Here is a 12,979-nt window from a genome sequence, read left to right as displayed (position 1 = left end):
CGGGACGACGATACCGGCGTGCCACGCCGGGATCCATGGGCCGCGCGTCAGCCGACGTCGAACCGGCTGAAGCGTGAACCACCCTTTACTGAAAGGCGGTTGAGGAATCCGGTGAGCACCCGGCGCCCCGGGGTGAGGCGGGCGCGGGCCTCGGGCGGCAGCTCCCACAGGGCCCGCGAGTCGCGCACCCGCACGCCCCAGTCGGCGAGCGCGCGCGGGTCGTCGCAGCTCCAGGCCACGTTGACGGAGCGCTCGCGGCGGGCGACGGCGGCGGAGACGGTGTCCATGAGCAGGACGGAACCGGGGAAACGCCTCGCGATCAGCCCGATCGCCGTTTGGACCTCCGCCTCGGTGAGGTAGACGAGCACGGCCTCGGAGACGAAGAGGTACGGGCCCGGGGCGGCCTCGACGGCTGCGGTCCAGCCCGGCTCGGTGACCGAGCCGGCCACCATGTGCCGTCGCCGGTTCTCCTCCAGCAACGCGCGGCGGAGCGCGATGACGTCGGGCAGGTCGATGTCGACCCACGTCGCGGTGCCGTTGTCCAGCCGCTCGTACCGGGTGCCGAGGCCGGCGCCGAGTTCGACGACCGTCCCCGCGGGATGCGCGTCGAGGAACTCGCGCACCCAGGCGTCGAGGATGACGCCGCGCAGCACCGCGCCGAGGAGCCCGGGGCCGCCCCCGATGCGGGAGAAGTCGTAGTCCAGGGCCTCCACCAGCTCCACGGCCTTGGGGTCGCGGGTCAGCGGCCGCCTCCTGGCCGTCTCGACCGCGCGGGCGTGCAGCGGGATGAGCAGGGTCTCCTGGACACGGCCGAGTTCCACGCGCTGACGTCCCATGCGGTCACCGTATCCCGCCGCGTCAGGCTCCGGCCCCCCGCAGGGCGTCCGCGAGGGGGCCCTCCCCGGTCACCTCGGCGGCACCGTCCCCCAGCGCGTCGGGCAGGGCGCGGGCGCCTGCCGGCAGGGCGAGGACCGCGTCGGGGCTCTTGGCGGGGCCGTCCGCGTACGACGGGGCCGGGCCACCCAGTTCGATGTGGAAGGCGCCCTCGTCGAGGCGGACCTCGACCACACCGCCGGGCAGGCCGGGCAGCGCGGCCAGCCGCCGCATCAGGGGCACGGCTGCCCAGTGCGCGCGGACGGCGTCGGTGGGGCGGGGCTCGCCCAGGTCGGCGGTGCCCCAGGCGGCGAGCGCGCCGAGCACGGACAGCAGATCCCGGCCGCGGGGGGTGAGTTCGTAGACGTACGCGGCGCCGGGGGGCGGCAGGCGGCGGCGGGTGACCAGCTGGTCGCGCTCCATCTCCTTCAGCCGGGAGGCCAGCACGTCGGTGCTGACGCCGGGCAGGTCGGCGTGGAGATCGGTGTACCGGCGGGGACCCGCCAGCAGCTCACGGACGATCAGGAGCGTCCAGCGCTCGCCGACCGTGTCGAGGGCACGGGCGACGGCGCAGTACTGGTCGTAACTTCGGCGCGGCATGATCCCAGTGTAGACAAAGAGTTGGACTTTCCAAGCTCACACTTGGTAAAACCAAGCAGTAGCCTGTGCCTGTGCAGCAGGGTGCGGGACCGGACCGGGAGGCCGTCGCATGGAGTACAAGCAGTCGAGCAAGCTGGCCGAGGTCTGCTACGAGATCCGCGGTCCGGTCATCGAGCACGCCAACGCGCTGGAGGAGGCCGGGCACAGCGTCCTGCGGCTCAACACCGGCAATCCGGCGCTGTTCGGCTTCGAGGCCCCCGAGGAGCTGCTCCAGGACATCATCCGCACCCTCCCGTCCTCGCACGGCTACAGCGACTCGCGCGGCATCCTCTCGGCCCGCCGGGCGGTCGCCCAGCACTACCAGGAACGCGGCCTCGCCGACGTGGGGGTGGATGACGTCTTCCTGGGCAACGGTGTCTCCGAGCTGGTGCAGATGGCCGTCCAGGCCCTGGTGGACGACGGTGACGAGGTGCTGATCCCGGCCCCCGACTTCCCGCTGTGGACGGCCGTCACCAATCTGGCGGGCGGCAAGGCGGTGCACTACGTCTGCGACGAGTCCGCCGACTGGTTCCCCGACCTCGGCGACATCGCCTCGAAGATCACCAGCCGCACCCGGGCGCTGGTGATCATCAACCCCAACAACCCCACGGGCGCGGTGTACCCGCGCGAGCTGCTGGAGGGCATGCTCGACCTGGCCCGCCGTCACCACCTCGTGGTCTTCGCCGACGAGGTCTACGACAAGATCCTCTACGACGACGCCGTGCACCACACGGCCGCGCTGCTCGCCCCCGACGTGCTGTGCCTGACCTTCAGCGGGCTGTCCAAGGCCTACCGCGTCGCCGGCTTCCGCTCCGGCTGGCTGGTCGTCACCGGCCCGCGCCAGCACGCCAAGAGCTACCTGGAGGGCCTGACGATGCTGGCCTCCATGCGGTTGTGCCCCAACGTCCCCGCCCAGCAGGCGATCCAGGCCGCCCTCGGAGGACGGCAGAGCATCAAGGACCTGGTGCTGCCCGGTGGCCGGCTGCACGAACAACGCGACAAGGCGTGGGAGAAACTCAACGAGATCCCCGGCGTCTCCTGCGTGAAGCCCAAGGGCGCGCTCTACGCCTTCCCGCGCCTGGACCCCAAGGTGCACCGCATCCACGACGACGAGAAGTTCGTGCTGGACCTGCTGCTGCGCGAGAAGATCCAGGTGGTCCAGGGCACCGGCTTCAGCTGGCCGCGCCCGGACCACTTCCGCATCCTCACCCTCCCCCGGGCCGACGACCTGGACGCGGCCATCAGCCGCATCGGCCGCTTCCTCGCGGGCTACCGCCAGTGATCCGGGCCCCCCGCGACGCGCGGACGTCCGGGGGGGCTGACCCCACCACCCGATCGGCCGGAACGCCCGTGAACAGGCGGCGGATGTAGGGGCCACCGAAGTCCCGGGCGGGGGTTTTCCCCACGTCGCGGGGAGGAGAAACCCGCCGCTGAGTCACCGGTCAGCCGGATGGGGCGGCGGCCGCGGGGCCCATAGCGTCGTTGCCGAGGCGGTGGTGAGGTGCCACCGCCCGGCTCCGAGGGGGTTTCGACACCGTGGCAAGCGCACACGGCCGCGCCCGTACCGCGGGTACGGCACACGGCAAGCAAGGCATCGCCGCCGCCATGGGCGGCTGGAGCGCCCGGCACCGGTGGACGGCGGTGGGCGGCTGGCTGCTCTTCGTCGTCCTCGCGCTGGCCATCGGTTCCATGGCCGGCCGCGTCGACGTGACCGACAGTGAGGAGGTGCCCGGCGAGTTCGGCCAGGCCGTACGGATCCTGGACGACGCGGGGCTGAGCAACGGTCCGGCGGGCGAGATGGTGCTCGTCCGGGGGACGGGCTCGGGCTCGGGCTCGGTCAAGGCGACCGACCCGGCCTTCCGCGCCACCGTCGACGACGTCATCGGCGCGGTGAAGGGCACCGGCGAGGTCACCTCGGTGCAGTCGCCGTACGACGTCAAGGCCGTCTCCGAGGACGGCCGTTCGGCCCTGGTGAAGTTCGACATGCGCGGCGACCCGGACACCGCGCCCGACCGTGTGCAGCCGGTGATCGACGCCGTGCGGGGCGCGCAGGAGCGGCACGCCGGCTTCGCCGTCGAGCAGTTCGGCGAGGCCAGCTCGCAGAAGGTGTTCGACGAGGCCTTCGGCAGCGACTTCCAGCGGGCCGAGTACTCGGCCCTCCCGGTCGCGCTCGGCATCCTGCTGATCGCTTCGGCGCCCTGGTGGCCGCGCTGCTGCCGGTCGCGCTCGCCATGACGGCCTTCCTGGCGACCTCCGGCCTGGTCGCGGTCGTGAGCCACACGGTGCACATGAGCGACACCGCTAACTCCGTGATGCTGCTGGTCGGTCTGGCGGTCGGCGTCGACTACTGCCTGTTCTACCTGCGCCGTGAACGCGAGGAGCGCGAGGCCGGGCACGACCAGCAGACCGCGCTGCGCATCGCAGCCGCAACCAGTGGACGGGCGATCCTCGTCTCCGGCGTGACCGTGATCGTGGCGATGGCGGGCCTTCTGTTCACCGGCATCGGCGACTTCAAGGCCATGGGCCTGGCCACGATGATGGTGGTGGCCGTCGCGATGTTCGGTTCGGTCACCGTGCTCCCGGCGCTGCTGTCCCTACTGGGCGAGCGGGTCGAGAAGGGCCGGGTGCCCTTCCTGCGCCGGCGCGGCCGGGCCCGCAGTGGCGAGTCCCGCTTCTGGGGCACCGTGCTCGGCGGCGTGCTGCGCCGCCCCGCCGTGTCCGCCGCGGTCGCCGGCGGAGCTTTGATCGCTCTCGCACTGCCCGCGGTCGGCCTGAACACCGCCAACCTGACCCTCAGCCAGGAGCTGGGCGACAAGCTGCCGGTCGTCCGCGCCTACGAGGACATCAGTGCGGCGTTCCCCGGCGGTCCCGAACCGGCGCAGGTCGTCGTCAAGGCCTCCGACATCTCCGCACCCGAGGTGCGCCGGGCCATCGACGCCTTCTCCCATGAGGCGGTGGCCAAGGGCGCCAGCCCCGGCCCGATCGAGACCGAGACGCACCCGAAGGCGAATGTCGCCGTCCTCAAGGTGCCGCTGACCGGCGGTACGGACGAGAACAAGGCGGAGGCCTCACTGCGGATCCTGCGGGACCAGGTGCGCCCCGACACCCTCGGCAAGGTCGCCGGCGTCACCGCGCCGATGGCAGGGTCGACGGCCGCCTCGATGGACTTCACCGACAAGATCGGGGACGCCGTGCCGCCGGTGTTCGCCTTCGTCGTGGCCTTCGCCTTCCTCCTGATGCTGCTCTCCTTCCGGTCCCTGACCATCGCCCTGACCTCGATCGTGCTCAACCTGCTCTCGGTGGGCGCCGCCTACGGCATCCTCACCGTGGTCTTCCAGCACGGCTGGGGAGCGGGCCTGGTGGGCGCCGAGGGCGTCGGCGCGATCGTGGCCTGGCTGCCGCTGTTCCTGTTCGTGATCCTCTTCGGGCTGAGCATGGACTACCACGTGTTCGTGGTCTCCCGGATCCGCGAGGCCCGCATGCGCGGTCTGAGCACCCAGGGCGCGATCCGGCACGGAATCACCACCACGGCGGGAGTGGTGACCAGTGCGGCACTCATCATGGTCGCGGTGTTCGCGATCTTCGGAACGCTGTCCATGCAGAGCATGAAGCAGATGGGCGTGGGCCTCGCCGCCGCGGTGCTGATCGACGCCACCGTCATCCGCGGAATCCTGCTCCCCGCGGTGATGGCGCTGCTCGGCGAGCGCAACTGGTACTTCCCCTCGTGGCTGCGGTGGCTGCCGGACATGACCCACGACGAGACGGCGATCGCCCCGGCGCCGGTCCGCCCGGACGGTGTGCCGGTCCCGGCCGAACCCACGGGCGTGGGCCGCTGACCCTCCGTTCACCGCAGGCCCCCTGGCCCGGCCCCCGCGTTGCGGGGCCGGGCCGGCTGTCAGCGCCGCGCGCCATCATGGCGCCGTGGACACACGGACACGCATCGACACCTGGTGACGGCTCCTGGACGACCCCCGCACCTGCTGGGTGCTCTTCGAGCACGGCACGTACGCGGTGCTGACGCGGCCCTCGGCGGACGCCCTGGCCGGCCAGGCCGCCCCGGTCCCGCGGGAGTTCGGGCCGGTGCACGTCGGCAGCCGGGCGGCGGACTTCTCGGTGATCGACGTGGGCGAGGCGGACCGCTGGGTGGTGACGGGGGATCATCCGGACGTCCTGATCCATGTCGCGCCGGACGAGCACGGCGGGGCCGCCGGCACGCCCGACGTCGCCGTCGGCCTCCACGGCCGCTCGAAGCGCCATCAGGACGGGGCCGGACTGCCCCTCGCCCATGGGGAGGACGCCCGCGCCGGCGGCTGAGTCCGCGCGCCGGTCAGCGGGTCAGCCGGACAGCGGGGGACGCGCGCGTATCGGCTCCCGCCCCTCCCCCGCCCTGGGGCCGGCCACCGGACCGGCGGGCGCCGGAGCGTGGAAGGGATCGAGGACCGGCGCGGGGCCGCGGACCGGGGCGGGAGCGGTCAGGTCGGGATCGGAGAAGAGCGCTGGCTCGTCGTGTGAGGTCGACATGTCCAGCAGACTATCCGGTGTTCGAATATCTGTGCGATCCCCCAAAAGAGTTATCGAGGCGCGGGCCCGAACCGCATGACGTCCGGCCCCGGCCCGGACCCCGCCCCGGACCCCGACCCCGCTCCTTGCTCCGGCCCGGCGCCTCCCGGGATCCACGGCCGCCACGGCTCCAGCCCCGGCCCGTTGGGGCTGCCCGTCGCCGTGAAGGCGGCGAGCGCCCCGCCGAAGGCTCGCCCGAGGGCGCGGTCGGCCGCGTCCACCCGGCCGAGCATCGGCGCGTCGCGGAAGGCGTCGAAGGTACCGAAGAGGAACGGCAGTTCCGCACAGTGCGTGGCGCCCAGGGGAACGCCACCCACGTCCGCCTCCCCGGGCGGCCGCCGGGTGAAGCGGTACACGTACGCGGGGGCCCCGTCGCGGGCGCAGCGGCCCGCGATCTCGGTGGTGCCCGCATGGAAGAGCTGCTCGGCGACGACGTCCAGAGGCTGATCGAAGGACGTGACGGCCAGGAAGGCGGTCATCTCGTCCTGCGTACCGCCCAGCAGGACGTCCGTGCCTCTCAGGGCACCGCCGGCCACCGCCTCCCGCCATCCGGTCGCGGTGAGCGCACCGCCGCGCACCGGATAGGTCGGCGGCGCCGTGCCGCCCGGCCGGGCGCGTTCCACGACGAGCCGCCCGTAGGCCTCCAGCAGGCGTTCGACGGGCAGACCGCGCAGGGCGCCGGCCCCCGGGACACCGAGCAGGCGCAGGTAGTGCGCGGCGGCGTCGGCGGCCTCCGCCGGCTCCTGCGGGTCCAGCCCCCACGGACCGCTCTCCCCGATCACCCGCCGGACGAGCCCGCGCGTCCCCGGGTCGAGCGCGAGGGCGAGCGCGGAGTACGCGCCCGCGGACTGGCCGCCGACGGTGATGGCCGCGGGGTCGCCGCCGAAGGCCGCGACGGAATCCCGCACCCAGCGCAGCGCGGCGGCCTGGTCCCGGCTGCCGATGTTGTCGGCGCCGAGCTCCGGCAGTTGCAGATAACCCAGCGGCCCGAGGCGGTGGTTGATGGTGACGACGACGATTCCGCCGAGTTCCGCCAGCCGCCTGCCGTCGTAGAGGTCCCAGCCGCCGGAGCCGGTGGTGTAGCCGCCGCCGTGGATCCACAGGAGCACCGGGCGGGGCGGCGCCCCGCCGTCGAGGGCGCCCTCGGGCACCCACACGTTGAGGGTGAGGCACCCGGCCTCGTCGCCGCGCGGCTCCCGCGGGCCCAGGATCGCCTCCAGGCGGCTGTGCCCCTGCGGGGCCTCGGGACCGGAGCGCGCCGCGTCCCGCACGCCGTTCCAGCCCGGGTGCGGGCGCGGGGAGGAGAACCGCAGGTCGCCCACCGGCGACGCGGCGTACGGGATCCCGCGGAAGGCCGCCACTCCGCCCTCCTCGGTCACCCCGCGCACGGAGCCGCGCTCCGTGACCACCACCGGCCGCCGGTGTTCGTGCCTGGTATCCATGACTGCTGGTCTACCGTGCCCTCATGGCGGGCGCGCGCCGGAGACCCCGCGGCGCGCCCGGAGGCCCGCGAGGACGCCCGGACCGCCGAACACCCACGGGTCCGCGGGGCGCGGTCAGACCGCCCCGGACCCGGCCGGGGCAGCCGGCTCGCCTTCCGCCCCCGCCCTCGAGGCGTCCGCCGCCTGCCGCGCGCGCTCCTGTCCACGGGCCGCCGAGCGGCGGCCGTAGAGGATCGTCCAGGCCACGAGGACGCCGGTGACGGCGTACGAGAGCACCGAGTTGACCGTCACCATGGTGGCGGTGGACAGCCGGTACGACAGGCCGACGCGGGCCAGGGCCTCCAGGACGTAACTCACCCCCCAGACGACGGTCATGGTGCGCATCACGTGCCGGAAGCCCGCGTACTGCCAGAGGCCGTCGAAGCGCTCGGCGCCCTCCTTGGTGCCGTCGGTGCCGAATCTGCGGCCGAACCAGAACATCAGCGGCCGCGGCGCGAGCAGGCTGGCCAGGCAGACCACGCCGAACAGCCCCGTCACGGCCGAGTCCTTGACCAGGAGCAGCCGGGTCGAGTGCGGCCCGACGACGGTGACCAGCACGGTGATGGCCAGGAAGATCAGGGTCATGATCGCGAACTCGTCCACCTTGTGCCGCCAGGCCAGCGAGACGGCGGTCTCCAGCACCGGCCAGACGCCGGAGACCAGCAGGGCCGGGAACTCGTCCCAGCCGGCGCCGGTGAGCAGGTTGTAGGTCACGACAGGCAGGACGATGTTGCACAGGATGGTGAGCGCCCAGCCGAGCGCGGACGACACCCGTGAGTGTCCGGACATGGTTTCCCCCCGTTGCAGACCGATGTCCGGGGGAACATATGTGCCGCGCCACCGTCCGGGCCAGGGCTTTACCCGGCCTTGGGAACAGTGGCGCGGCGCTGCCGGGGTGGTGTCAGCCCTCCGGCGGCAGCTCGCCGGAGAAGGCCGCGGCCATCCGCAGCCAGGGGGTGGCCTCGTCGGCGCGCCCCTGCCGCTGGAGGGTACGGCCGAGCATCAGGTGCGCGTAGTGCTCGACGGGGTCGCGGTCGATCACCGCCCGCAACTGCTCCTCGGCGCGGCCGAGCTGGGCGGAGTGGTAGTAGGCGCGGGCCAGCAGCAGGCGCGGCGCGACCTGCTCCGGGACCTCGTCGACGACGTCCGTCAGCAGCCGGGCGGCCTCCGTGTACTCCTTGGCCTCGAAGAAGAGCCCGGCGCGCTCCCAGCGCTCCGCCGTGGTCTCCCCGGCGGCCTCGAAGGGCTCGGCGGCCTCGTACAACTCGGAACGGGTGGGGGTCACGTGAGCTCCTCTCCGGGTGCGGTGTGCGGCATGCGGCTCGCCTGCTCGAAGCCGAGCCGGCCCTTGTCGAAGTCCTCGATGGCCTGCAGGACCTCGGCCTTGGTGTTCATCACGAACGGCCCGAAGTGCGCGACCGGTTCGCGGATCGGGCGCCCGCCGAGGACGAGGACGTCCAGGTCGGGGGTGCGGCTGTCGGGTTGGGCGGTGGCCTCCAGCGTCAGGGTGTCGCCCGCCCCGAAGACCGCGAGCTGGTGCGTGTCCAGCGGGCGCCGCTCGGCGCCGGCCGTGCCGCGCCCCGACAGCGCGTACGCCAGGGCGTTGAAGTCCGGCCGCCAGGGCAGGACCAGCCGGGCGCCGGGGCTCAGGGTCGCGTGCACCAGGGTGATCGGGGTGAAGGTGCTCCCCGGCCCGCGGTGTCCGGCGACGTCGCCGGCGATGACGCGTACCAGCGCGCCGCCGTCCGGGGACGACAGCAGCGCGGCCTCGGGTCCGTCGATGCTCTGGTAGCGCGGCGGGTTCCACTTGTGGGCGCGCGGCAGGTTGACCCACAGCTGGACACCGTGGAACAGCCCGCCGGAGACGACCAGTTCCTCCGGCGGCGTCTCGATGTGGAGGATGCCGCTGCCTGCCGTCATCCACTGCGTGGCGCCGTCGGTGATGGTGCCCCCGCCGCCGTGCGAGTCCTGGTGCTCCATGCGGCCGTCGATCATGTAGGTGACGGTCTCGAAGCCGCGGTGCGGGTGCCAGGCGGTGCCCTTGGGCTCGCCCGGGGCGTACTCGACCTCGCCCATCTGGTCCATGTGGACGAACGGGTCGAGCAGTCGCGGGGAGACCTCGGCGAAGGCCCGGTGCACCGGGAAGCCCTCGCCCTCGTAACCGCGCGGGGCGGTGGTCACGGTGCGTACGGGGCGCTGCTCGGAGCCCACCGGGTCGGGCTCGGTGACGCGGGGCAGGAGCAGCGTGTTCTCCACGGTCACGGCGGGCATGGGACGCTCCTCGCTCGTAGGAACTCTTCCGGGGTCCGGGCCGGAGCCCCGTCGGGTGGTTTAACCTTCAACCACTCGGATTCATTCCGGCCCCTCCGCCCGCCGTCCGCCCGCCCGCCGTCCCGCCGGGCCGGGGGCCGGGACTCAGAAGCCGAAGCGCGCGCGCTGACCCTCGGGCACCAGCTCCACGTACTCCGGGTGCTTGCCGATCCAGCCCCGGATGAAGGGGCAGTAGGGCAGGACGTCCAGCTCCCGGTCGCGCGCCGTGTCCAGCGCGGCGCGGGCGAGGACCCCGCCCAGGCCCCGGCCGCCGAAGCGGGGGTCCACCTCGGTGTGGATGAACGCGATCTCCTTGCCGTACAGGTGGTACTCGGCGAAGCCGGCGCGCTCCTCCTGGCCCCCCTCGTCCACGGCGTCGAAGATCTCGAAGCGCGACATGTCCGGGTTCTCGGTGACGCGTGCTGCCATGGTGCGGCCCCTCTTCCTACTCGGGCCGCAGGGCGGCCAGTTGCTGCTCGAACGGGACGACCGTATCGGCCGGCGGCCGGGGCGCGGGCGGCCGCGCCACCAGCAGCCCGGCCAGCTCGCCCGCGGCGCGCGCGATGCGGGTCGGCAGGGTGTCGGTCAGCGGGTCGCCGCTGCCGCCCCAGTCCTCCGAGGCGGCGTAGACCGCGGTCGGCACGACCACCGCGCGCAGGTACGCGAAGAGCGGCCGCAGGGCGTGCTCCAGCGCCAGCGAGTGCCGGGCGGTGCCTCCGGTGGCGGCGATCAGCACGGGCTTGTCGGTGAGCGCGTCCGGGTCGATCACGTCGAAGAAGGACTTGAACAGCCCGCTGTACGAGGCGCTGAACACCGGCGTGACGGCGATGAGCCCGTCGGCCTCCGTGACCGCGGCGACCGCCTCCGCCAGGGTGCGCCCGGCGAAGCCGGTGACCAGGTTGTTGGCGATGTCCACGGCCAGGTCGCGCAGTTCGACCACCCGCACCTCGACCGGACGGCCGTCGTCGGCGGCGGACTGCCGCACGGCCTCGGCGAGCCGGTCGCCGAGCAGCCGTGTGGAGGACGGGACGCTCAGCCCGGCCGAGACGACCACGAGCTTGACCGGTTCACGATTCACCGCACGACCTCCGTCCGCTGCGCGTCGCGGCGGGCGACCAGCGACGCATGGTCCGGCGCGTCCGGCACACCGGCCGGGCGGCCCTTGGCGAACTCCTCGCGCAGCACCGGCACGACCTGCTCGCCGAGCATGTCGAGCTGCTCCAGGACCGTCTTCAGCGGCAGTCCCGCGTGGTCCATGAGGAACAGCTGGCGCTGGTAGTCGCCGGCGTACTCCCGGAAGGACAGCGTCTTCTCGATCACCTGCTGCGGCGAACCCACGGTCAGCGGGGTCTGCTCGGTGAACTCCTCCAGCGACGGCCCGTGGCCGTACACCGGGGCGTTGTCGAAGTACGGGCGGAACTCGCGCACGGCGTCCTGCGAGTTCTTGCGCATGAACACCTGCCCGCCGAGCCCGACGATCGCCTGCTCCGGCGTGCCGTGCCCGTAGTGCGCGAAGCGTGCGCGGTAGAGCTCGACCATCCGCTTGGTGTGGTCGGACGGCCAGAAGATGTTGTTGTGGAAGAAGCCGTCACCGTAGTACGCGGCCTGCTCGGCGATCTCCGGCGAGCGGATGGAGCCGTGCCAGACGAACGGCGGGACACCGTCCAGCGGCCGCGGCGTGGAGGTGAAGCCCTGCAACGGGGTGCGGAAGCGGCCCTCCCAGTCCACCACGTCCTCGCGCCACAGCTGGTGCAGCAGCGCGTAGTTCTCCACCGCGAGCGGGATGCCCTGCCGGATGTCCTGACCGAACCAGGGATAGACCGGACCGGTGTTGCCGCGTCCCATCATCACGTCGACGCGGCCGCCCGCAAGGTGCTGGAGCATCGCGAAGTCCTCGGCGATCTTCACCGGGTCGTTCGTGGTGATCAGCGTCGTGGAGGTGGACAGGATCAGCTTCTCGGTGCGGGCCGCGATCCAGCCCAGCATCGTCGTCGGCGAGGACGGCACGAAGGGCGGGTTGTGGTGCTCGCCGGTCGCGAAGACGTCCAGCCCCACTTCCTCGGCCTTGAGCGCGATCGCGGTCATCGCCTTGATCCGCTCGTGCTCGCTCGGCGTCCTGCCCGTCGTGGGGTCGGGGGTGACGTCACCCACTGTGAAGATCCCGAACTGCACCGGCCTCGCCCTCCTTCATCGCCTGTAGCTTGTTGACTATTCAACCACCTCCTCGAACGAGAACACCCACCCCCCTATTCCGCCGGTACCGCGTGTACCGCGTGCGATGCCGCGGACACGGTGGGCCCGGTCAGCCGAAGCGGCCCGCCACGTAGTCGGCGGTGCGCTGGTCGGAGGGGTTGCCGAAGATCTCCTCGGTGGCACCGTGCTCGACGATCCGGCCGGGCGTGCCCTGCTCGGCGAGGAAGAACGCGCACTGCGCGGAGACACGGGCGGCCTGCTGCATGTTGTGCGTCACGATGACGACGGTCACCTCGCCGGCCAGCTCCATGATCGTCTCCTCGACCCGCCGGGTCGAGGTGGGGTCCAGGGCGGAGCACGGCTCGTCCATGAGCAGCACCCGCGGGCGGACCGCGAGCGAGCGGGCGATGCACAGCCGCTGCTGCTGGCCGCCGGACAGGGCGCCACCGGGCTTGCGCAGCCGGTCGCGGACCTCCTTCCACAGGCCGGCGCGGCTCAGGCACTCCTCGACCAGCTCGTCCTTCTCCCGGCGCGTGGCCCGGGTGCCGGTGAGCTTCAGCCCCGCCACGACGTTGTCGTAGATGGACATCGCCGGGAACGGGTTCGGCTTCTGGAAGACCATGCCGATCCGGCGGCGCGCGTCGGTGAGGCGGCGGCCGGGCGAGTAGATGTCCTCGCCCTCGAACAGCACCTCGCCGGACAGGGCGGCGGACGGGATCATCTCGTGCATCCGGTTGAGCGTGCGCAGGAACGTCGACTTGCCGCAGCCGGAGGGGCCGATGAGGGCGGTCACCTCGCCGGCCGGCATGGTCAGCGAGACCCGCTCCAGCACCTTGTGGTCGCCGAACCAGGCGGAGACGGCGCGCGCCTCGAGCTCGGCCGGGGACGGAGCGGCGCCCGCGGGTGCCGCGGACGCCGCCGCT

Annotated in this window: 13 protein-coding genes and 1 pseudogene; 3 read left to right on the top strand and 11 right to left on the bottom strand. The window is 72.9% G+C overall.

What is annotated here, in order from left to right; all coding sequences use genetic code 11:
- Positions 1-47 precede the first annotated feature (47 nt).
- Entirely contained in the window at positions 48-836 is a 789-nt protein-coding gene (locus ACIP98_RS11505) for a class I SAM-dependent methyltransferase (protein WP_319658962.1), read from the bottom strand.
- A gap of 22 nt (positions 837-858) precedes the next feature.
- On the bottom strand, positions 859-1,476 hold the full coding sequence (locus tag ACIP98_RS11500) for a helix-turn-helix domain-containing protein (protein ID WP_319659241.1): 618 nt from the start codon (positions 1,474-1,476) through the stop codon (positions 859-861).
- Between the two features lie 106 nt (positions 1,477-1,582).
- On the opposite strand from ACIP98_RS11500, the gene ACIP98_RS11495 reads away from it, so the two are divergent.
- The 3 genes and pseudogenes from ACIP98_RS11495 (at position 1,583) to ACIP98_RS11485 (ending at position 5,826) form a co-directional block, all read left to right on the top strand.
- Complete coding sequence (locus tag ACIP98_RS11495; protein WP_401975174.1) at positions 1,583-2,794, top strand: pyridoxal phosphate-dependent aminotransferase; 1,212 nt, start codon at positions 1,583-1,585, stop codon at positions 2,792-2,794.
- Positions 2,795-3,117: 323 nt separating this feature from the next.
- Positions 3,118-5,348 (top strand): annotated as a pseudogene (locus ACIP98_RS11490) (MMPL family transporter).
- A gap of 148 nt (positions 5,349-5,496) precedes the next feature.
- On the top strand, positions 5,497-5,826 hold the full coding sequence (locus tag ACIP98_RS11485) for a hypothetical protein (RefSeq protein ID WP_401975171.1): 330 nt from the start codon (positions 5,497-5,499) through the stop codon (positions 5,824-5,826).
- Positions 5,827-5,847: 21 nt separating this feature from the next.
- Here ACIP98_RS11485 and ACIP98_RS11480 read toward each other — a convergent pair whose 3' ends face one another.
- From ACIP98_RS11480 to ACIP98_RS11440, 9 genes are all read right to left on the bottom strand, one after another.
- Positions 5,848-6,033, bottom strand: a complete 186-nt coding sequence (locus tag ACIP98_RS11480; protein ID WP_319658965.1) for a hypothetical protein — start codon at positions 6,031-6,033, stop codon at positions 5,848-5,850.
- A 50-nt stretch (positions 6,034-6,083) separates the two neighbouring features.
- A complete protein-coding gene (locus ACIP98_RS11475) occupies positions 6,084-7,514 on the bottom strand; it encodes a carboxylesterase family protein (protein ID WP_319658966.1) in 1,431 nt (476 codons plus the stop codon).
- 114 nt (positions 7,515-7,628) lie between these two features.
- Entirely contained in the window at positions 7,629-8,342 is a 714-nt protein-coding gene (locus tag ACIP98_RS11470) for a VC0807 family protein (RefSeq protein ID WP_401975168.1), read from the bottom strand.
- 112 nt (positions 8,343-8,454) lie between these two features.
- Entirely contained in the window at positions 8,455-8,838 is a 384-nt protein-coding gene (locus tag ACIP98_RS11465) for a tetratricopeptide repeat protein (protein WP_319658968.1), read from the bottom strand.
- Entirely contained in the window at positions 8,835-9,824 is a 990-nt protein-coding gene (locus tag ACIP98_RS11460; RefSeq protein WP_401975165.1) for a pirin family protein, read from the bottom strand. The genes ACIP98_RS11465 and ACIP98_RS11460 overlap by 4 nt, the downstream gene beginning before the upstream one ends.
- 144 nt (positions 9,825-9,968) lie before the next feature.
- On the bottom strand, positions 9,969-10,292 hold the full coding sequence (locus ACIP98_RS11455) for a GNAT family N-acetyltransferase (RefSeq protein WP_319658970.1): 324 nt from the start codon (positions 10,290-10,292) through the stop codon (positions 9,969-9,971).
- Positions 10,293-10,308: 16 nt separating this feature from the next.
- Positions 10,309-10,941, bottom strand: coding sequence for an FMN reductase (locus ACIP98_RS11450; protein ID WP_401975162.1), 633 nt, complete (start codon positions 10,939-10,941; stop codon positions 10,309-10,311).
- Positions 10,938-12,035 carry an LLM class flavin-dependent oxidoreductase gene (locus ACIP98_RS11445; protein WP_401975160.1) on the bottom strand — a complete coding sequence of 366 codons (1,098 nt, stop codon included), beginning with the start codon at positions 12,033-12,035 and terminating at the stop codon, positions 10,938-10,940. The genes ACIP98_RS11450 and ACIP98_RS11445 overlap by 4 nt, the downstream gene beginning before the upstream one ends.
- Before the next feature lie 130 nt (positions 12,036-12,165).
- Complete coding sequence (locus ACIP98_RS11440; protein WP_319659243.1) at positions 12,166-12,888, bottom strand: phosphate ABC transporter ATP-binding protein; 723 nt, start codon at positions 12,886-12,888, stop codon at positions 12,166-12,168.
- Between the last annotated feature and the right edge of the window lie 91 nt (positions 12,889-12,979).

It is taken from the genome of Streptomyces sp. NPDC088354 (genome assembly GCF_044753585.1).
Taxonomy (GTDB): domain Bacteria; phylum Actinomycetota; class Actinomycetes; order Streptomycetales; family Streptomycetaceae; genus Actinacidiphila.
This window is presented reverse-complemented; position numbering and strand designations above follow the sequence as displayed.

Excerpts from the sequence above, each read along its gene's own strand:
- ACIP98_RS11505 (WP_319658962.1), bottom strand. The coding sequence starts at position 836 with ATGGGACGTCAGCGCGTGGAACTCGGCCGTGTCCAGGAGACCCTGCTC.
- ACIP98_RS11495 (WP_401975174.1), top strand. The coding sequence starts at position 1,583 with ATGGAGTACAAGCAGTCGAGCAAGCTGGCCGAGGTCTGCTACGAGATC.
- ACIP98_RS11480 (WP_319658965.1), bottom strand. The coding sequence starts at position 6,033 with ATGTCGACCTCACACGACGAGCCAGCGCTCTTCTCCGATCCCGACCTG.
- ACIP98_RS11475 (WP_319658966.1), bottom strand. The coding sequence starts at position 7,514 with ATGGATACCAGGCACGAACACCGGCGGCCGGTGGTGGTCACGGAGCGC.
- ACIP98_RS11470 (WP_401975168.1), bottom strand. The coding sequence starts at position 8,342 with ATGTCCGGACACTCACGGGTGTCGTCCGCGCTCGGCTGGGCGCTCACC.
- ACIP98_RS11460 (WP_401975165.1), bottom strand. The coding sequence starts at position 9,824 with ATGCCCGCCGTGACCGTGGAGAACACGCTGCTCCTGCCCCGCGTCACC.
- ACIP98_RS11455 (WP_319658970.1), bottom strand. The coding sequence starts at position 10,292 with ATGGCAGCACGCGTCACCGAGAACCCGGACATGTCGCGCTTCGAGATC.